The following is a 17654-nucleotide window of genomic DNA, read 5'->3' as shown; positions in this document are numbered from 1 at the left end:
TTCTGTTAACAAAATACATTTTTTAGCGTCTTAAATAATCGTATTTTTAGCCCCTAACTTACTATGAAATGGGCAAGATAATTGCTATTGCAAATCAAAAGGGCGGAGTAGGTAAAACAACCACCACAGTAAACTTGGCAGCCTCACTAGGTGTACTGGAGAAAAAGGTTTTGTTGATTGATGCTGACCCTCAAGCCAATGCCACCTCAGGTTTAGGGATAGACGTGGACAGTGTTGAAAAGGGCACGTATCAGCTATTGGAACATACCCTAGGTGTAAATGACGTAATCATCCCAACAGATTCCCCAAATGTAGATTTAATCCCGGCACACATAGATCTAGTTGCCATAGAGATTGAACTGGTAGACAAGGACAATCGGGAATATATGATGAAAGAGGCGTTGCGTGAATTGGGCGATCGCTACGATTTTGTTCTGATTGATTGTGCACCATCTTTGGGATTATTGACACTGAATGCATTAACTGCAGCAGATTCCGTAATGATTCCAATCCAATGTGAATACTTTGCATTAGAAGGTTTGGGGAAATTATTGAACACCGTAAAAAGTGTCCAAAAAATCCATAACAATGATTTGGATATCGAAGGTATGCTACTTACCATGTATGATTCTAGACTTCGGTTATCCAATCAAGTTGTTGAAGAAGTTAAAAAACACTTTGCGGATATGGTTTTTGACACCATTATCCAAAGAAACGTTAGGCTTAGCGAGGCCCCAAGTTATGGGGAGAGCATTATTAAATACGATGCTAGTAGTAAAGGTGCTACCAATTACCTCAACTTAGCCAATGAAATATTGAAGAAAAACAAGGAGAAAGTTTAGATGGCGAAAGCAACCAAAAAACAGGCTTTGGGTAGAGGCCTGTCCGCGCTATTGAAGGACCCGGAAAACGATATACAATCCGTATCTGACAAAAACGCTGACAAGGTAATCGGTAATGTGGTAGAACTTGATGTGGAATCCATTGAGGTCAATCCTTTTCAACCACGTTCCAACTTTAATGATGAATCCTTACAAGAACTAGCGAGTTCCATTAGGGAATTGGGCATCATCCAACCTATTACCGTAAGGAAACTGGATTTCAATAAATTTCAGTTGGTATCAGGTGAACGTAGGTTTCGAGCTTCCAAGATTGTAGGGTTGGAAACCATTCCTGCTTACATCCGAATTGCCAATGATCAAGAATCGTTGGAAATGGCCTTGGTTGAGAATATCCAAAGACAGGATCTTGATCCTATTGAAATTGCATTGTCCTATCAAAGATTGATTGATGAAGTAAAAGTCACTCAAGAAAAACTAAGTGATCGTGTCGGAAAAAAACGCTCAACAATCACCAACTACTTACGCTTATTGAAATTACACCCTATTATCCAAACAGGCATGAGAGATGGGTTTGTAAGCATGGGTCATGGACGGGCGCTTATTAATATTGAAAAGAAGAAGGATCAAATCAATATTTATGAAAAAATCGTTTCCGACGGTTTATCTGTTCGTGAAACTGAGCGTTTGGTAAAAAGTTACAAGGAGGCGAAAATTGAGAAAGACCCAAGTAAAAAAGCAGCCTTAACCAAAGAAGTGCCCAACTTTGTAACCAAGGGTATTGACGCTTTAAAATCACACCTTTCAGCCAAAGTAGATGTTACCACCTCCGCTAATGGAAAAGGAAAAATTGTGATTCCATTTCATTCGAAGGAAGAATTCCAGCGTTTAAGAAAATTATTGACTGGTGATTAAAAAGCTCTTTTTTTTAAGCTTTCTTTTCTTATTTCTTAGTATTGCCCATGGGCAAGAGGATGAGATCCAGAAACCTCCAACAGCAGTTGATTCCTTGACGCAGGACTTGGAAAGAGAAGGGATTACATTGGACGATGTCACCTATGAGAAAAAAAGAATCAATCCATTAGCCCCCAGTAAAGCAGCCTTCTATTCTGCAATTTTACCTGGGCTTGGACAAATCTATAATAAGCGCTATTGGAAAGCCCCCATCGTTTGGGGAGCAATTGGAACAGCGGTTTATACCTATTCCTTCAACAACACCGAATACAATCGTGCCCGGGACGCATTTAAGCGTAGACGCGCTGGTTTTACCGATGATGAATTTTACGATATCAATGGTGATGGCCAAGGACCTGATTTATCGTTGGAAGCCCTCCAAGATGCGCAAGAGAGAGCACAACGTGACAGGGATTTATCCTTGTTGATTTCTATTGCGCTCTACGCATTGAATATCATCGACGCCAATGTAGATGCCCATTTGAAGCAATACAATGTAGATGACAACCTCTCCGTTGATTTCAAACCCTATTTAGATTTAAATCCCTTTACCAGCAATCCGAATTACGGGATGGCACTGGTCATAAAATTCTGATGTATGAAAATTGGTTTGTTCGGATATGGCAAAATGGGGAAGATGATTGAACGAATCGCTACAGAACGCGGCCATACCATCGTTGCAAAAATAGATTTGGAAAACACCAACATTCCATTTGAGGCGATGGACGTAGCTATCGACTTTAGCACCCCTGATTCAGCCTTTGGTAACATCACCTCTTGTTTTAAAAACAAAGTCCCTGTTATTTCTGGAACAACAGGTTGGTTAGATCAGTATGATGAAGCAATAAAAATTTGCAAGGATCAGCAAAGCGCATTTATCTATGCTTCCAACTTTAGTTTAGGTGTAAATGTTTTTTTTGAACTCAATGCCTATCTGGCCAAAATGATGAAAGGTCTCAATCAATATAATGTTGAACTAGAGGAAATACACCATACCCAGAAATTGGATGCCCCTAGCGGAACGGCAATTAGTTTAGCAGAAGGCATTGTGGACCATTCAAATTATAGCGGTTGGGTATTGGACAAGAAAGCTGAAAACAGTATTACCATCAATTCCAAGCGGGAAGGTTCGGTGCCTGGCACCCACACCATAAGCTATGGAAGTCAGGTTGACGAAATTCAAATCAAACATACGGCTCATAATCGTGAAGGATTTGCACTGGGAGCTGTGATTGCAGCAGAATGGATTCAAGGAAAAACTGGTGTTTTTTCCATGAAAGACGTGTTAAATCTTACATAACGTAGTAACAATAAGCAAGACATCAAGTCTCACAAATAAATATTTTTATGGACGGAACACAATGGATCATCTTTATTTTGATCATTCAGGTCATTCACTTTTTAGGCACCTGGAAACTCTACGTAAAAGCTGGCCGTAAAGCTTGGGAAGCAGCTATTCCCATTTATAATGGTATTGTATTGATGAAAATCATCAATCGTCCTTGGTGGTGGGTTCTCCTATTGTTCATCCCAATTATAAATCTCTTGATGTTCCCTGTAGTCTGGGTAGAGACCATTAGAAGTTTTGGCAAGAATTCATTGTTGGAAACCTGGGCCGTTATATTGACCCTGGGTTTTTACATTTATTACGTCAATTATTTTGAGGAGGTTGAATATATTGAAGACCGTAGCCTAAAACCACGAACTGGTTTAGGCGAATGGGTGAGTTCAATCGTATTTGCTATTGTGGCAGCAACCTTTGTCCATACTTATTTTATTCAACCCTACGTAATACCAACAGGGTCTTTGGAACGAACCTTACGAATTGGGGATTTTTTGTTTGTGAGTAAATTCCATTATGGCGCACGCGTACCAATGACCACCATGGCGGCTCCTATGGTGCATGATACCTTACCAGTACTTAAAACCCGCTCCTATTTGGCAGATGTAAGTCCAGAAACCTACAAAACCTCTTGGATCAATAAACTCAGGCTACCCTATATGCGTTTGCCTGGCTTTAATGAGGTAAAAAAGAATGACATTGTGGTTTTTAGTTTACCCTCGGACACCTTACATCAATTTTTCAGGGCAGAAAAAGCGGTAAAGAAACCAATAGACAAAAAGTCCAACTACGTAAAACGATGTGTGGGTACACCCGGTGATTCATTGGCTGTTATTGATGGATTTGTGCATATCAACGGAGAACGTTTACAACTGTCCGATCGTGCGAAAGTCATGTATTTCTATACCATTTATTCGCAAAAAGGAGTGTCCAGCAAAGCTTTGGCCGAGGTAGATGCAGCTGATTATAGTAGAAAGTACATAACAGCCACATTGAATGAAAACCAGGCTAACGGTCTATCTCCTTTCATCAGAGGTGCATACAAGAACAATCAAGGACAAATTGAAATCATTACCGACGAAAAAGGAATACCTGCAGATGCAATCCGACAATTACGTTTGTCTTTATCCGAAGAGCGTCCATTTTCTCGCTTGGCCAATATGACGGATGAAATGGTAGAACAACTGCGTAACAACCCTGAAATAGATTCGGTGATCAGAACGAATGAACCCAAGGGTAAATACGGCGGTTCCTATCCACAAAAACCTAATCTATATCCGTGGAACAATGACAATTTTGGACCAATATATTTACCAGAAGCAGGTGCAACGGTCGAAATCAATGCCAGAACCATTCCGCTTTATAAGAAGATAATTCGGGATTATGAGTACAACGATGTAAAAGTTTCAGGACAAAAAGTTTTGATCAATGGTGAGGAGGCCAACTCGTATACCTTTAAACAAGATTATTATTGGATGATGGGCGACAACAGGGATAGCTCTGAAGACAGTCGCACATGGGGATATGTACCTGCCAACCACATAGTAGGAAAGCCTGTATTTCTTTGGTTGAGCTTTGACAATTTCAAAGACGGATTTTTCAATTGGCGTCCGCGCTGGGACCGTGTATTCACTACCGTTGGGGGAAGTGGAGAACCTGTGTCCTATCGCTGGTATTTTGTTGCCGCCGTTTTAGGATGGTTTGTCTTTGATTTCTTTCGGAAACGAAAAAAGAAAATGTAGAATAAGGGATAACCCCACCATAATGTCCAAGGTTCTTCTTCATCCAACGTATTTTCCAAGTATCACCAATTTTGCGGTGATGGTTCAAAAAAATATTCTTTGGGAGGCAGAAGATAACTTTCAAAAGCAAACCTACCGGAATCGCTGTTATATCTGCACGGATCAAGGCAAACACATGCTCAATATCCCGATAAAGCATGTTGGCGGGAAAGAAGGCAGGCAAAAATACAAGGATGTTGTTATTGACCATTCAGAGAATTGGCAAAAACAACATTGGCGAACCCTGGAAACCGCATATCGGACCTCTCCTTTCTTTGAGTATTTTGAAGATGATTTAAAACCCCTATTTGAAACTAACGCCACAAATCTCTTCCAATTCAATCTTAAAACCATAGCAACTATTGGTGACTGCTTAGGCATTAACTTATCACAAGATTTTACGGAAAAATACATCTTAGACCCCAATGAATCCGTTGATGCAAGAATCCTCGTGAATGCCAAAAAAGACAATCAAGTGATGACTCCAGAATACACTCAGGTATTTGGCGAAAGACATGGCTTTATACCAAATCTCAGTGTGCTGGATTTGCTCTTCAATGAGGGACCAAGTACTTTAGACTACCTAAAGAACGTCCGTTTAGATTTTCTGGATGCTTAGGTTCCTTATCCATTATGGCATCCATTTTTTAGTCCCAATTGCAATTGGATTACTACTATTTAAAGAAAACCGTTTAAAAATCACCCTAATTTTACTGGCTGGAATGCTAATTGACATTGATCATTTATGGGCAGACCCAATTTTTGATAGTAACAGATGCAGTATCAATTTTCATTTTCTACATAGCTATTGGGCCATACTGATTTACTGTATTCTACCATTTTTTAAACCAACACGATTAATCGGTCTTGCGCTTATCATTCATATCATTGCCGATTTCTCCGATTGCCTCTTAATGTCACTTGAGTTTTAAAGTCGCCATTACAGGATAATGATCAGATAACTTTACATCAAAATTCTGATGCGTTAACACTTCAAATGAAGGATCAGCGAGGATATAATCAATACGCATAGGGAATCCAAGAAAATTATAGGACCGACCAAACCCTGAACCTTTTTCCATAAAGGAATCCTTCATATCCCCAATAATGGTCCGGTAAATATTGGAGTAATGAGTATTGTTAAAATCACCCACCAAGATATTCTTATATGGGCTTTTTTGCATGCTCTCCTGGATCAGGCCCGCTTGCTGATATTGCTTTTGCATTACCTTCTTGGACTGAGATAAGAGCTTGGAAGATTTTTGATTGGAAAGCACATCCAATTCAGGTATTATGCGGAAGGACTGTAGGTGTACATTATACATGCGTACTGTGTCCGAATCTATCAATAAATCTGCATAGATAGTTGTATTTGCACTCCTAGGGAAGGGAACTGAATCAATTTCGAGGATTGGAAATTTCGAATATATCGCCTGAATTACCTTGTCAAAACGTTTACCGTATTCGTAATCCACATATTTATAGGGAAATTGCGCCAAAGCATCATTTATCTTCATCACATGGTAACATTCCTGAAAGCAAACAATGTCAGGATCTTGTTTTGTGACAAAATCTATAATCAAGCTATCTACATTTTCCTTATCTAATTGCCCATATTCATTAAATCCCCTGGTATTAAATGTCATGATGGAAACTCCATTCCCCTTGACTGATTTTTGAGGACCTGAAAACAAATAAAATGGTCCTAAGGTAAGATACCATGCCACAAGTATCAATAAGGACGGTAGCATTCTTTTCTTTTTCCTGACAAACCAAAATAAGGTGAAAAGCACATGAATGGAAATTAGTATGGGTACCGCCAAACTTGCAGTTGAAAGCGTGGGTATGTAGTTGACTGGAACATGAGGTACTATTAACGCAACAACCGCTAATAGCACAAAAATTAGGTTAATGTAATAAAGAACCTTATCAATGATTTTTGAACGTTTTTTCAAACTCTACTCCTGTTTTCCCGCTTTGAATAAAAAATCCTTTTCTGCTTTGGACAAACTTTCATATCCTGATTTACTGATTTTATCTAGAATATCATCTATCCTTTTTTGGTGGGCTGCTTTATCATATTCGGCCTTACCTTGAGCTTTGGATGTTTTCTTTTTATACACTGTTTTTAGGGGAACTTTCTTTTCTCTTGGTTGGAATAATTGGGTAATTCCGTTCCATAGTTTACCAAAACCAGCACCTATATCGTTGCCATTTAACAATTGTCTCGCATATAGATAACCCAAAAATGCACCTCCAAGATGCGCCAACCTGCCTCCTACATTACCTCCATAGGGAATCTGAATTAAATCTATCAGAACAAAAAATGCCCCTATATACCATAGTTTCACATTAAAGAACAATAATCTAACCTCTTGATTGGGTAAATAGGCACATACAAATATCAATACGGCGGTAACACCAGCTGAAGCACCAATTAACACCGTGTTGGATTGTAAAAGTGTTGGGAAGAAATTATAGCTTAGTAAAAACACGAGCCCTCCCACAATCACACCGAGGAAATAGACGTTAAGGAACTTTTGGTTTCCAAAGAGATTAAGAAAAATACGCCCAGAAAAATACAGCATGATCATATTCCAAAAGATATGACCCAAACCAGCGTGGAAAAACGAATATGTGACCAAGGACCATGGCTGTCCGAAGAATGCCAAATAAGCCTTTGGCAATTGAAACCATTCAGATAGCGAATAGTTGTAAAGGGCTCTGGCCAAACCATCAAGTATAAACACTAATACATTAATGGCAATAAGCTTTTCAGCTATATTCAGCCTAGCGAAATTATATTTTAATCCTCCAGTTGCCATCGCTTAATCCCATCTATTTTGATTGAACTGATTTTTTTTCCAATACCACATCATGATAAAGCCTGTAAGAGCACCTCCGACATGGGCAAAATGTGCTACATTAACACCAAATACACTTGCTCCCCCTGAAACACCAGAAATAATTTCATAAGCTAAAATTAGGGGAATAAAGTACTTTGCCTTTATAGGAACTGGTAAAAAAATTAGCATTAGTCTAGCATTAGGGAAAGACATTCCAAATCCAACAAGTAAGCCCATTACGCAGCCAGAAGCGCCGACACCTTGTTGAAAATAAACTCTAAAAACGTTATCAATCCATTTTTCCTGCCCTAAAATTTCAACCCATTGTTCATTGTATCTTCCCTGTTCCAATAATGCTAGAATATCAGACTTAACATACCCTTGTCCTGTCAGCAACTCGATGGCAGAATTAAACTGAAAATAGTCAATTGCAAAAGGTAATAATACAGCCCCTAAACCAGCGGAGAAATAAAAAAACAAAAACTTATTTCTCCCCCACATTTGCTCTAAAGGGCTTCCAAACATATATAAAGCTAACATGTTAAAGAATATATGTGGGAAGAACACATTACTATGCATGAACATATGGGTAATTATTTGCCATGGCTTGAATTCCGGGTTTAATGGAAAATGCAATGACAACATATTGTAAAGGTTCTCATTTCCAATAGCAATTAGGCCGATCCATACAATGAAATTTATTATAATAAGATGTTTTACTGTTTCTGTCAATCTACCCATCTAATTCAATTTTTTTTCAATATCCCCGTCAGAGATAATAGTGTATGTTTTTTTGTGAGAAGGGCTTAATGTAGGTTCCTTACACCCGAACAAATCGTGAACCAATGCCAATTGGGATTCATTATCCAATATTTCACCTGTTTTTATCGCAAGGTTTTTGGACAAGGTTTTAGCAATCAATTCTGCTTGGGATAATACGCTAACCTCATAGCCCTCTTTATAATCCGCAATCAAACGATCCAATACCGTGCCAATCCCACTTTCAGAAACCAATACGGGTACTCCTGTCACTTTTACAGTCTCCTGATCTAAGTTTTCAAAGGCAAAACCGACATTGTACAAACTATCCTTGACCTCTTTAAGAATCTCCAAATCTTGTTTAGAGAAGGAAACTTCCAAAGGAAAAAGTAGCTGTTGGCTAATACCTTCTTTCACGGTAATCTCTCCCAGGAATTTTTCAAACAAAACACGTTCATGAGCTCTGTTTTGATGTACAAGTAACAAGCCTGATTTTATGGTACTTACTACAAATTTTCGTTGCAGTTGAAAAGTAATTCCCGAAGGAGTTTCAACTTCAGCATCACCATAAATACTGCCTTGCACCTCTGTTTCAGATTCAATCTCTAAACTACTAAAGGCGGCCATTTCATCCATTTCCAAGCCTTGATACAAAGTCTCCCAACCTTTAACACTTTGCTTTTGGACTGGGGAGGATGACTTGGGCGCTTTTACAGATTCTTTAAATGGATTGAACCCAGCATCCACGGTCACCCCGGGTAAAACTGCGTCTTTTTCTTTATAGGCGTAGGGTGTATCCAAGTTGGGATCATGTTCAAAATCGAGCACTGGAGCCACGTTGAATTGGCCCAAACTATGTTTTACAGTAGACCTTAGAATAGCATACAAGGTATGTTCATCATCAAATTTCACCTCCGTTTTGGTTGGGTGAATATTAATATCTATGCTTTTAGGGTCCACCTCCAGATACAGGAAATAGCCTGGAAAAACATCTGGTTTGATCAACCCTTCAAATGCCGAAACTACTGCATGATGCAAATAGGGACTTTTAATGAAGCGATGATTGGCAAAGAAAAACTGCTCCCCCCTACTTTTTTTAGCGAATTCCGGTTTGCAAACAAATCCTGATATCTTAACCACTTCAGTATCCTCACCCACCGGAACTAAACGCTCTGTCATTTTACCGCCAAACACATGGCTGATTCTTTGGCGTTCATTGGCTTTCGGTAAATTGAATAGTTCTGTGCCGTTATTGTAAAAATGGAATTCAATAGCAGGATGCACCAAAGCAACCCGATGAAACTCATCCGTGATATGTCGGAGTTCCACCTGGTTCGATTTCAAGAAATTTCTTCGCGCAGGAATATTAAAAAACAAATTTTTTACAGCGATTGAAGTGCCCTTGGGAGTTGCCACAATATCCTGCGATACCACTTTACTTCCTTCAATCTTTAAATGCGTACCTACCTCATAGTCTTCGGTCCTTGTAAGCATATCAACATGTGCGATTGCCGCGATGGACGCCAAAGCTTCTCCCCGAAAACCTTTGGTTTGAAGATTGAACAAATCCTGTGCATTGGAAATCTTGGAGGTTGCATGTCTTTCAAAAGACAATCGAGCATCGGTTTCACTCATTCCTTGTCCGTTGTCCACCACTTGAATCAAAGCCTTACCTCCGTCCTTTACGATAAGCTTGATCAAAGTTGCCCCTGCATCAATGGCATTTTCCAATAATTCCTTGACTACGGATGCCGGGCGCTGAACCACTTCCCCTGCTGCAATTTGATTGGCAACATGGTCTGGTAAAAGTTTAATGATGTCCGCCATTAGGGATTCAGGAATATGGATAAATCAAAGTCAATGATATAGAGGAACAGGAGTATCAAAACCGCCACAATCACCAAAAACCTGATTTTAAGGTTTTTATCCCCTTCATTTTTCAAATCTTCAACAGCATTGGAAACCTTGTTCTTAAGTCCTCTTTGGGTATGCGCAGTACTTCGGAATTTATCGAGTTTATGTTCTATTTTATATGGATTTCCTTCCCCCTTATAATGGCGTGGAGAATAGTCGAAAGACTTGTTTCTTCTAAGTTTAAGAAAGTTTCGCATGAAATCCTTTTCGGTGTAACCTCAAAGGTACTTAAAATCAAAAAACATGACTTGGCTGGCTTGCCAAAAAATGTTAACAGTGGAAAACTTAAGCTTGGAATCTTAGTTATTTCCCAATCCGGCCATTTGAATAGCAGCTATGGCCGCCTCCGTACCTTTGTTGCCATGCTTACCACCACTCCTGTCTTGGGCTTGTTGAAGGGTATTATCCGTAAGCACGCAAAAAATAACCGGGGTATCATATGTGATATTTAAATCCTTGATACCTTCAGCTGTAGCACTACATACAAAATCAAAATGGCTGGTTTCCCCTCGAATCACACTGCCAATTGCAATAACTGCATCAACATTTTCCGTAGTCAGCAACTTTTTACATCCAAAAGTCAATTCAAAACTGCCGGGGACATCCCAACGAATGATGTTTTCCTGCAATGCACCACAATCCAACAGCGCTTCCTCTGCACCCTTATAAAGTGCCTCAGTTATGTTATGGTTCCATTCAGAAACAACAATCCCAAACCGAAGTGACTTCGCATTTGGGATTTTAGATTTATCGTAAACTGATAGGTTTTTATTTTCAGTGGCCATTTTCTTAGTTTTGGGCCAACCCAATAAGCACTTCTACACCGTTTGCCTCTTGGGATTCCTCGTATTCATTTTGAATGCGTTCAAAGAAACCTAGCGCTTTTTCTTTTTGCTCAAGGTTCAACGCCAATACGCCTGCTTTGTACAAAAATCTAGGCGCAGTATACTCATTATCACTTTCCGCGATAGCCCTTTCGTAATAATCCAGGGCATCATCTTTTTGGTTTAACTGGGAAAAAGCATCTCCAATGCCTCCCTTAGCCATGGCACTAAGTATCGCATCGCTAGAGGTAAATCCATCCAGCTGATCAATGGCCTCATCGTACTGTTGCAAATTTAGATAGGTCATCCCAGCAGAATATCTTGCCAAATTAGCGGCTTTTGTACCCTTGTATTCTTCAATTATGTCCAAGAAGCCAAACTTACCTTCTGCTCCATTCAACGCTAACGTAAATAGCGAATCTTTCGCTGTCTCATTGGTCAGAGCTTGGTCAAAATATTGTTGCGGATAAAAAAGTTCGTTGGCTGCAGAAGCTTCTTTTGGTTTTTGGATAAACTCATTGTAACCCAAGTAACCCAACACTCCAATGGCAATAACACTAATAGCTCCTAAAATAAAATTTTGGTTCTTCTGTACCCAAGCTTCTGTTTTGGATGCACTCTCGTCCAAGGTGCTAAACACCTCAGCGGTTGTGCTGTTTTCATCAACCGGTACTTCCTCTACCTTATTTTTTGGCTTAAAGCCACGCTTCTTGTATGTTGCCATTCTTCATTTAATTAATCGCGCAAAAATAAAGTTTTTATCCAAAACCAAAAGGCAATTTATTCGTTATTTTTGGAATCTTTATTAAGCTCAAAACCGTCCATAACCCACTATCCTTCTAGCTTTTTATGTTTTTAAAGCATTTATCCTTAGTTAATTACAAAAATTTCGATTCCAAAAATCTGGAATTCGACCCCGTAATAAACTGTTTGGTAGGCAATAACGGAGTGGGCAAAACCAACATTCTTGATGCCATTTACCACCTCGCATTTGGCAAAAGTTACTTTAATCCCGTTGCAACACAGAATATCAAACATGGTACCGATTTCTTCGTCATAGACGGAAGTTTTGAAAAAAACGAAAGGGAAGAAAAGATCATCTGTAGTTTTAAGCGGGGTACCAAAAAAATTATCAAACGCAATGGTAAACCCTATGAACGGTTTTCCGACCATATCGGCTTTTTACCTTTAGTCATTATTTCCCCGTCTGATAGGGATTTGATTACAGAAGGAAGTGATACACGACGTAAATTCATGGATGGAGTGATATCGCAATCTGACAAGCAATATCTTCAAGATCTCTTAAAGTATAACAAGGTTCTTGTGCAGCGCAATTCACTTTTGAAGTATTTTGTGGCGAATCATACCTTTGACCCTAACACCCTGGGTATTTACAATGAACAATTAAATGTTTTAGGTACTAAAATCCATGAAAAGCGTAAAGCATTTATAGATGTATTTCTTCCGATTTTCAAGGAACAATATGCGCATATTTCCGAAAAGGATGAACAAATTATGCTGTCTTATGAAAGTCAATTGGAAAACACCGATCTACTGCAACTTTTGGAAGGTGCAATAGAAAAAGACCGGGTGGTGCAATATACCAGTGTTGGAATACACAAAGATGACCTTCAATTTACCATCGCAAACCATCCCATTAAGAAATTTGGCAGTCAAGGGCAGCAAAAGTCATTTTTAATAGCCTTAAAACTGGCGCAATTCCATTTCATCAAAGCACAAGCAAAGACAACTCCTATCTTGTTGTTAGATGACATATTTGACAAGTTGGACGAACATCGTGTTGGACAAATCGTTGCTTTGGTTGATGATGAGAATTTTGGTCAACTCTTTATAAGCGATACACATGCTGAGCGCACAGAAAGTGTAGTTAAGAATATCAAACAGAGTTATAAAATATTTAATTTGTAGGATGGGACGATTTCTGGTTATAGCAATAGCACTATTTTGCATTGGTTGTGCCGATACGAAAATCGACAAAGACCAATTGCCAATGTTAAATGGTTATTGGGAAATCAAGGAGGTTACATTTCCAGATGGAAGTAAAAAGGAATACGGCATGAATCCCACTATTGATTTCATCCATTTTGAGGATCAAAAAGGTTACCGTAAAAAAATGAAACCTAAATTTGATGGCAATTATCAGACAACAAATGCGGTAGAAAATTTTGTGCTCGTCCAAAACACTGAACATTTCTTATTTAGTTATGAGAATTCCCTAAATCGTTGGGAGGAAACACTTGAAACTTTGGATTCAATGAGTTTTTCAGTACGAAACGAAGAAGGAGTGTTGTATACCTATAGTAGATTTACACCCATAAGCATTCCAAAATAATGGCCAAAAGACAAAATTCACATCTTCCTTTGAAAGATGCCTTGGGCGAGTTCATCAAAGAAAATAAACTCCAAAAAGGAATGGATAAGGTAGATGCAAGACAAGCCTGGGTTAAATTAATGGGGAATGGCGTCAACAATTACACTACCGCTGTTGAGCTAAGGAATGAAACCCTTTTTGTATCGCTGTCTTCATCTGTACTTCGTGAAGAATTGAGTTTAGGCAAAACCAAGATCATGAACATGTTAAACGAAGAACTTGGCAAGGAAATGATTAAGAAAATCGTCCTTCGCTAATTCTTCAAAACCAAATTTCGAATCCATGAAACAAATAACTGCCACAGATAGATTATGGATTCAAGAGGCTGAAGCCGCTGACACTAAATTCATATTGGACTTATTGAATAGTCCTAGTTGGATCGCTCATATTGGTGATCGTGGCGTAAAAACAGAAAAACAAGCGCAGGGATACATAAAGAATAGCCTTACAGCATCCTACAAAAAGCATGGATTCGGGCTTTTCAAAATGATTTTGAAAACTGAAAATACACCCATCGGATTATGTGGTTTCCTGCAACGGGAATATCTAAATCATCCAGACATAGGCTTTGCCATACTCCCTGAATTTGAAGGTAACGGATATACCTATGAAGCATGTATGGCATTAATGGAACACGCAAGACATAAATTGGGCTTGGAACGGATAAACGGCATCACCACTCCTTCCAACATCAAATCGTGTTATCTGCTCAAAAAGATCGGGCTAAAGCCGAATGGAACCGTTAGCCCGCCTGGTAAAGAAATTGAATATTTACTTTTTACGGCATAAAAAAAGCCACTTCATATGAAGTGGCTTCCGTATTCTTGATTATCAGGATTAGAATACTTCTCTGCCTGAAAAATGGAATGCACCTTCAATACCGGCATTTTCATCGCTATCTGAACCATGTACCGCATTTTCTCCTATGCTAGTTGCATACAGTTTACGAATTGTACCTTCGGCTGCTTCGGCTGGATTAGTTGCACCGATCAATGCACGAAAATCCTCAACAGCATTATCTTTCTCTAAGATGGCTGCAACAATAGGACCTCGGGTCATAAATTCAACCAATTCGCCAAAAAATGGGCGTTCTTTGTGAATTGCATAGAATTCCTGAGCATCCCTCTTGCTCAGCTGAGTGTATTTCATGGCTACGATCTTGAAGCCTGCTCCTGTTATTTTTTCCAAAATAGCGCCAATATGACCGTTTTCGACGGCATCTGGCTTAATCATGGTAAACGTTCTATTTCCCATTATGCTTTAAAATTTTGCGCAAACTTACACTTTTTCAAGCAACGGACAAGCTTTAATAAGCCTGTTTTAACTCTTGGTATACCTGCCCATTTTCACCCATAATCCTAAAGACCACTTCTTTGGATTCCAAATTCAAATCTACAACCCCAAAACTAAGCGATGAAGTTACCTCACCAACCCTTCTTCTATTAGGTTCCGAGGTGAAATTTGAATATGAATGCGTTAACCCGCTGCTGGTAAAGTCAATTAAAGGATAACTTAACCCGTTGATATTAGCTCTGGAAAATTCAGAAATGTGCCTATCACCTGAAAGTAGTATAACCCCGTTGGCACCTGAGGACGCTATCAAGCCATTCAATTTTTCGACCTCTTTTGGAAAGTTTGCCCAGGCTTCAAATCCATGTTCAGCGGATAAAAACTGAATACTGGTTACAATAAGGTTGAAATCAGCTTGAGAATCTGTTAATTCTGAATTTAACCATTGCCATTGTTCTGACCCCAAAATGGTCGCCGAATCCGAATCATTGATGATATACCTTCTGTTTGGATTCGAATCGCGTTGCAATCTACTTCTTGAATAACGCGTATCCAACACTAAAACTTTGACCATCCCCCATTTAGTCTCGTAGGTATGAGCCGCATACACACCCTTTCTAGTTCTTCTTTCGCTGGTCTTGGATACCCCCATGAAATCTAAAAACTGCTGTTGACTTTCTGCTTTCATTTCAAATTCCTCTCCCCCATCATTCAATCCATAATCATGATCATCCCAAGTTCCGATTACTGGCACATTGGCCCTTAATTGTGCATACCCCTCAACTTCATTTTGCGCCTCGTACATTGCACCTAACACCTCCATATCCGAGGTGTCGGCATAAATATTATCCCCACCCCAAATCCATACCTGTGGATTTAATTGCAGCACATCATCCCAAAACGGGTTATTTAATTCTTGTCTATTGCAGGAGCCAAAAGCAACTCTAAAAACAGCCTGATCTTGTGCTTTTGATGTATTGGTTTCGGGCACCGCCTCTTGTGTTGGCTTACAACTTAAAACGGTGAAAAAAGCTAAAAAAAGTAGATGTTGTGCTTTCATATCTTACAATTGGATTATCTCAAAAATAGTGTATTCTGGTTTACCTCTATATTATATTATTGTATCTTTGGGCGCATGAATTTAGAGGATATCACGACGGTTAAGTCGATTCTTTCCCAGCCCCAAAAAATCGTAATCATACCCCACAAAAATCCAGATGGAGATGCAATAGGCTCCTGTTTGGCATTGCAGGCATATCTCGATTCACAAGGGCACATTGCGAACGTAATCGCACCTAACGATTTTCCTAAATTTTTGAAATGGATGCCCGGATGTGCCTCTATTTTAAATTTTGAACGCGAAAACAGTCAGTCCAAAAAATTACTGGAGGAGGCATCCTTGATATTCACACTGGATTTCAACGATCTTTCAAGAACAGGTCAGTTGGAATCACATTTAGAAGCAAGTAATGCTGATTTCATAATGATTGACCATCATCAACAGCCATCTGACTATGCTCGTGTAACCTATTCTGATGTAAGCATGAGTTCCACCTGTGAAATGGTCTATAATTTTATAGAATATTTGGATGGTTTGAATGCTATTACCGCGGAAATTGCCACCAACATATATACAGGCATCATGACCGATACGGGTTCCTTTAAATATCGCTCAACTTCAAGCAGAACCCATCGTGTGGTAGCTGATTTGATAGACAAAGGGGCGAAAAACATGGAGATTCATCAAAACGTGTTTGACACCAATTCACCCTCCCGTTTACACCTTCTTGGGGTTGCCCTCAGTAATATGGTTATCCTACCTGAACTTTGCACTGCCTTTATAACTTTAAGTCAAGCCGAGTTGGATAAACATGGTTTTAAGAAAGGGGATACCGAAGGATTCGTGAATTACGGTTTGACCTTGGAAGGCATCAAATTCGCTGTCATTTTTATTGAAAACAAAGAAGAAGGTATCATCAAAATTTCCTTCCGCTCCATTGGCGAGTTTTCAGTGAATCAATTTGCTCGAACCCATTTTAACGGAGGTGGACATGATAATGCAGCTGGAGGTCGAAGTGAACTTAGCATGGAAGATACCTTGAAAAAATTCAATGACGTATTGGAATCCTATAAAACTCAGTTGAATTCATGAAAAAATCAATTCTAATTGTGGCATTGGTCCTATTTTTAATCAACTGTGCAGGACCTGAACCTCGAAAACCTGTTAAGGTCAGTTCAGGAAGTTTCTTTAAGGAATCTGTTGAGCGAAACAAAGTACTTTTGGCACAAGAAGAACAAATTATCCAAAACATCATAGGTAAAGATACAGCACATCAATACCTGAACAGTCCAAGTGGTTTTTGGTATTATTTCGAAAGTAAAAACGATACGGCAATTTATTTGCCACAAACCGATGACCAAATTCTGTTTTCCTATAATTTGGTCACCTTGGACAATGATACGATTTATACTGCTGAAGAAATTGGCCCAACCTCTTATGTTGTAGACAAAGAACAGTTATTCAGTGGACTTCAGAACGCAGTTAAACTACTTAAAATCAACGAAAAAGCCACTTTTCTATTTCCATCACTTCAAGCTTATGGATACCACGGAGATGGGGATAGAATCAGCCCAAGAACCCCTATTAAATCTACCGTGGAGTTGCACACAATAATTATTAATCAAGATAGTCTAAATCTAAAACCATAATACC

22 protein-coding genes are annotated in these 17654 nt (G+C 39.1%); 13 read left to right on the top strand and 9 right to left on the bottom strand.

Features of this window, described 5'->3' with window-relative positions:
- Positions 1-68: 68 nt before the first annotated feature.
- From M3P19_RS02525 to M3P19_RS02495, 7 genes are read left to right on the top strand one after another with little or no spacing between them, the layout of a single operon-like run.
- Positions 69-842 (top strand): ParA family protein, encoded by a 774-nt coding sequence (locus tag M3P19_RS02525; protein WP_249656043.1) that lies wholly within the window; start codon positions 69-71, stop codon positions 840-842.
- Positions 843-1754 (top strand): ParB/RepB/Spo0J family partition protein, encoded by a 912-nt coding sequence (locus tag M3P19_RS02520; RefSeq protein WP_249656042.1) that lies wholly within the window; start codon positions 843-845, stop codon positions 1752-1754.
- Positions 1747-2388 (top strand): DUF5683 domain-containing protein, encoded by a 642-nt coding sequence (locus M3P19_RS02515; RefSeq protein ID WP_417953272.1) that lies wholly within the window; start codon positions 1747-1749, stop codon positions 2386-2388. Before M3P19_RS02520 ends, M3P19_RS02515 begins: the two co-directional genes overlap by 8 nt.
- 3 nt (positions 2389-2391) lie before the next feature.
- Entirely contained in the window at positions 2392-3093 is a 702-nt protein-coding gene (dapB, locus tag M3P19_RS02510; protein ID WP_249656041.1) for a 4-hydroxy-tetrahydrodipicolinate reductase, read from the top strand.
- A 47-nt stretch (positions 3094-3140) separates the two neighbouring features.
- A complete protein-coding gene (gene lepB, locus M3P19_RS02505; protein WP_249656040.1) occupies positions 3141-4877 on the top strand; it encodes a signal peptidase I in 1737 nt (578 codons plus the stop codon).
- A gap of 22 nt (positions 4878-4899) precedes the next feature.
- The gene (locus M3P19_RS02500; protein ID WP_249656039.1) at positions 4900-5535 is read left to right on the top strand and encodes a WbqC family protein; all 636 of its coding nucleotides are present in this window, start codon (positions 4900-4902) and stop codon (positions 5533-5535) included.
- A complete protein-coding gene (locus M3P19_RS02495; RefSeq protein ID WP_249656038.1) occupies positions 5528-5848 on the top strand; it encodes a DUF6122 family protein in 321 nt (106 codons plus the stop codon). Before M3P19_RS02500 ends, M3P19_RS02495 begins: the two co-directional genes overlap by 8 nt.
- Here M3P19_RS02495 and M3P19_RS02490 read toward each other — a convergent pair.
- The 7 genes from M3P19_RS02490 to M3P19_RS02460 form a co-directional block, all read right to left on the bottom strand.
- A complete protein-coding gene (locus M3P19_RS02490; protein WP_249656037.1) occupies positions 5834-6871 on the bottom strand; it encodes an endonuclease/exonuclease/phosphatase family protein in 1038 nt (345 codons plus the stop codon). The genes M3P19_RS02495 and M3P19_RS02490 overlap by 15 nt on opposite strands.
- Positions 6872-6874: 3 nt before the next feature.
- Positions 6875-7741, bottom strand: coding sequence for a rhomboid family intramembrane serine protease (locus tag M3P19_RS02485; RefSeq protein ID WP_249656036.1), 867 nt, complete (start codon positions 7739-7741; stop codon positions 6875-6877).
- A 3-nt stretch (positions 7742-7744) separates the two neighbouring features.
- On the bottom strand, positions 7745-8503 hold the full coding sequence (locus M3P19_RS02480; protein WP_249656035.1) for a rhomboid family intramembrane serine protease: 759 nt from the start codon (positions 8501-8503) through the stop codon (positions 7745-7747).
- The gene (gene mutL / locus M3P19_RS02475) at positions 8504-10348 is read right to left on the bottom strand and encodes a DNA mismatch repair endonuclease MutL (RefSeq protein ID WP_249656034.1); all 1845 of its coding nucleotides are present in this window, start codon (positions 10346-10348) and stop codon (positions 8504-8506) included.
- Positions 10348-10632 carry a riboflavin synthase subunit beta gene (locus M3P19_RS02470; protein WP_249656033.1) on the bottom strand — a complete coding sequence of 95 codons (285 nt, stop codon included), beginning with the start codon at positions 10630-10632 and terminating at the stop codon, positions 10348-10350. The genes mutL and M3P19_RS02470 overlap by 1 nt, the downstream gene beginning before the upstream one ends.
- A gap of 102 nt (positions 10633-10734) precedes the next feature.
- Entirely contained in the window at positions 10735-11220 is a 486-nt protein-coding gene (ribH, locus tag M3P19_RS02465) for a 6,7-dimethyl-8-ribityllumazine synthase (protein ID WP_249656032.1), read from the bottom strand.
- Between the two features lie 4 nt (positions 11221-11224).
- Complete coding sequence (locus tag M3P19_RS02460; protein ID WP_249656031.1) at positions 11225-11983, bottom strand: tetratricopeptide repeat protein; 759 nt, start codon at positions 11981-11983, stop codon at positions 11225-11227.
- Between the two features lie 125 nt (positions 11984-12108).
- Between M3P19_RS02460 and recF the strand changes: the two genes are divergently transcribed.
- The 4 genes from recF to M3P19_RS02440 are packed head-to-tail and all read left to right on the top strand — an operon-like array spanning position 12109 to position 14440.
- A complete protein-coding gene (recF, locus tag M3P19_RS02455) occupies positions 12109-13188 on the top strand; it encodes a DNA replication/repair protein RecF (RefSeq protein WP_249656030.1) in 1080 nt (359 codons plus the stop codon).
- Between the two features lies 1 nt (position 13189).
- Positions 13190-13612 (top strand): hypothetical protein, encoded by a 423-nt coding sequence (locus M3P19_RS02450; protein WP_249656029.1) that lies wholly within the window; start codon positions 13190-13192, stop codon positions 13610-13612.
- A complete protein-coding gene (locus M3P19_RS02445) occupies positions 13612-13908 on the top strand; it encodes a DciA family protein (RefSeq protein WP_249656028.1) in 297 nt (98 codons plus the stop codon). Before M3P19_RS02450 ends, M3P19_RS02445 begins: the two co-directional genes overlap by 1 nt.
- Positions 13909-13933: 25 nt before the next feature.
- Positions 13934-14440 carry a GNAT family N-acetyltransferase gene (locus M3P19_RS02440; protein ID WP_249656027.1) on the top strand — a complete coding sequence of 169 codons (507 nt, stop codon included), beginning with the start codon at positions 13934-13936 and terminating at the stop codon, positions 14438-14440.
- A gap of 48 nt (positions 14441-14488) precedes the next feature.
- Here M3P19_RS02440 and M3P19_RS02435 read toward each other — a convergent pair whose 3' ends face one another.
- Positions 14489-14908, bottom strand: coding sequence for a nucleoside-diphosphate kinase (locus M3P19_RS02435; RefSeq protein WP_249656797.1), 420 nt, complete (start codon positions 14906-14908; stop codon positions 14489-14491).
- A 49-nt stretch (positions 14909-14957) separates the two neighbouring features.
- Entirely contained in the window at positions 14958-16001 is a 1044-nt protein-coding gene (locus M3P19_RS02430; RefSeq protein WP_249656026.1) for an alkaline phosphatase D family protein, read from the bottom strand.
- Between the two features lie 75 nt (positions 16002-16076).
- Between M3P19_RS02430 and M3P19_RS02425 the strand changes: the two genes are divergently transcribed.
- Positions 16077-17093, top strand: a complete 1017-nt coding sequence (locus M3P19_RS02425; protein ID WP_249656025.1) for a DHH family phosphoesterase — start codon at positions 16077-16079, stop codon at positions 17091-17093.
- A complete protein-coding gene (gldI, locus tag M3P19_RS02420; protein ID WP_249656024.1) occupies positions 17090-17650 on the top strand; it encodes a gliding motility-associated peptidyl-prolyl isomerase GldI in 561 nt (186 codons plus the stop codon). Before M3P19_RS02425 ends, gldI begins: the two co-directional genes overlap by 4 nt.
- The last annotated feature ends 4 nt before the right edge of the window (positions 17651-17654 follow it).

This window comes from Flagellimonas spongiicola (assembly GCF_023502425.1).
GTDB classification, from domain to species: Bacteria; Bacteroidota; Bacteroidia; order Flavobacteriales; family Flavobacteriaceae; genus Flagellimonas; species Flagellimonas spongiicola.
This window is presented reverse-complemented; position numbering and strand designations above follow the sequence as displayed.

Coding starts and splice junctions, on each gene's coding strand:
- M3P19_RS02525 (WP_249656043.1), top strand. CDS start 69: ATGGGCAAGATAATTGCTATTGCAAATCAAAAGGGCGGAGTAGGTAAA.
- M3P19_RS02520 (WP_249656042.1), top strand. CDS start 843: ATGGCGAAAGCAACCAAAAAACAGGCTTTGGGTAGAGGCCTGTCCGCG.
- dapB (WP_249656041.1), top strand. CDS start 2,392: ATGAAAATTGGTTTGTTCGGATATGGCAAAATGGGGAAGATGATTGAA.
- lepB (WP_249656040.1), top strand. CDS start 3,141: ATGGACGGAACACAATGGATCATCTTTATTTTGATCATTCAGGTCATT.
- M3P19_RS02500 (WP_249656039.1), top strand. CDS start 4,900: ATGTCCAAGGTTCTTCTTCATCCAACGTATTTTCCAAGTATCACCAAT.
- M3P19_RS02495 (WP_249656038.1), top strand. CDS start 5,528: ATGCTTAGGTTCCTTATCCATTATGGCATCCATTTTTTAGTCCCAATT.
- M3P19_RS02485 (WP_249656036.1), bottom strand. CDS start 7,741: ATGGCAACTGGAGGATTAAAATATAATTTCGCTAGGCTGAATATAGCT.
- M3P19_RS02480 (WP_249656035.1), bottom strand. CDS start 8,503: ATGGGTAGATTGACAGAAACAGTAAAACATCTTATTATAATAAATTTC.
- mutL (WP_249656034.1), bottom strand. CDS start 10,348: ATGGCGGACATCATTAAACTTTTACCAGACCATGTTGCCAATCAAATT.
- M3P19_RS02470 (WP_249656033.1), bottom strand. CDS start 10,632: ATGCGAAACTTTCTTAAACTTAGAAGAAACAAGTCTTTCGACTATTCT.
- ribH (WP_249656032.1), bottom strand. CDS start 11,220: ATGGCCACTGAAAATAAAAACCTATCAGTTTACGATAAATCTAAAATC.
- M3P19_RS02460 (WP_249656031.1), bottom strand. CDS start 11,983: ATGGCAACATACAAGAAGCGTGGCTTTAAGCCAAAAAATAAGGTAGAG.
- recF (WP_249656030.1), top strand. CDS start 12,109: ATGTTTTTAAAGCATTTATCCTTAGTTAATTACAAAAATTTCGATTCC.
- M3P19_RS02450 (WP_249656029.1), top strand. CDS start 13,190: ATGGGACGATTTCTGGTTATAGCAATAGCACTATTTTGCATTGGTTGT.
- M3P19_RS02445 (WP_249656028.1), top strand. CDS start 13,612: ATGGCCAAAAGACAAAATTCACATCTTCCTTTGAAAGATGCCTTGGGC.
- M3P19_RS02440 (WP_249656027.1), top strand. CDS start 13,934: ATGAAACAAATAACTGCCACAGATAGATTATGGATTCAAGAGGCTGAA.
- M3P19_RS02430 (WP_249656026.1), bottom strand. CDS start 16,001: ATGAAAGCACAACATCTACTTTTTTTAGCTTTTTTCACCGTTTTAAGT.
- M3P19_RS02425 (WP_249656025.1), top strand. CDS start 16,077: ATGAATTTAGAGGATATCACGACGGTTAAGTCGATTCTTTCCCAGCCC.
- gldI (WP_249656024.1), top strand. CDS start 17,090: ATGAAAAAATCAATTCTAATTGTGGCATTGGTCCTATTTTTAATCAAC.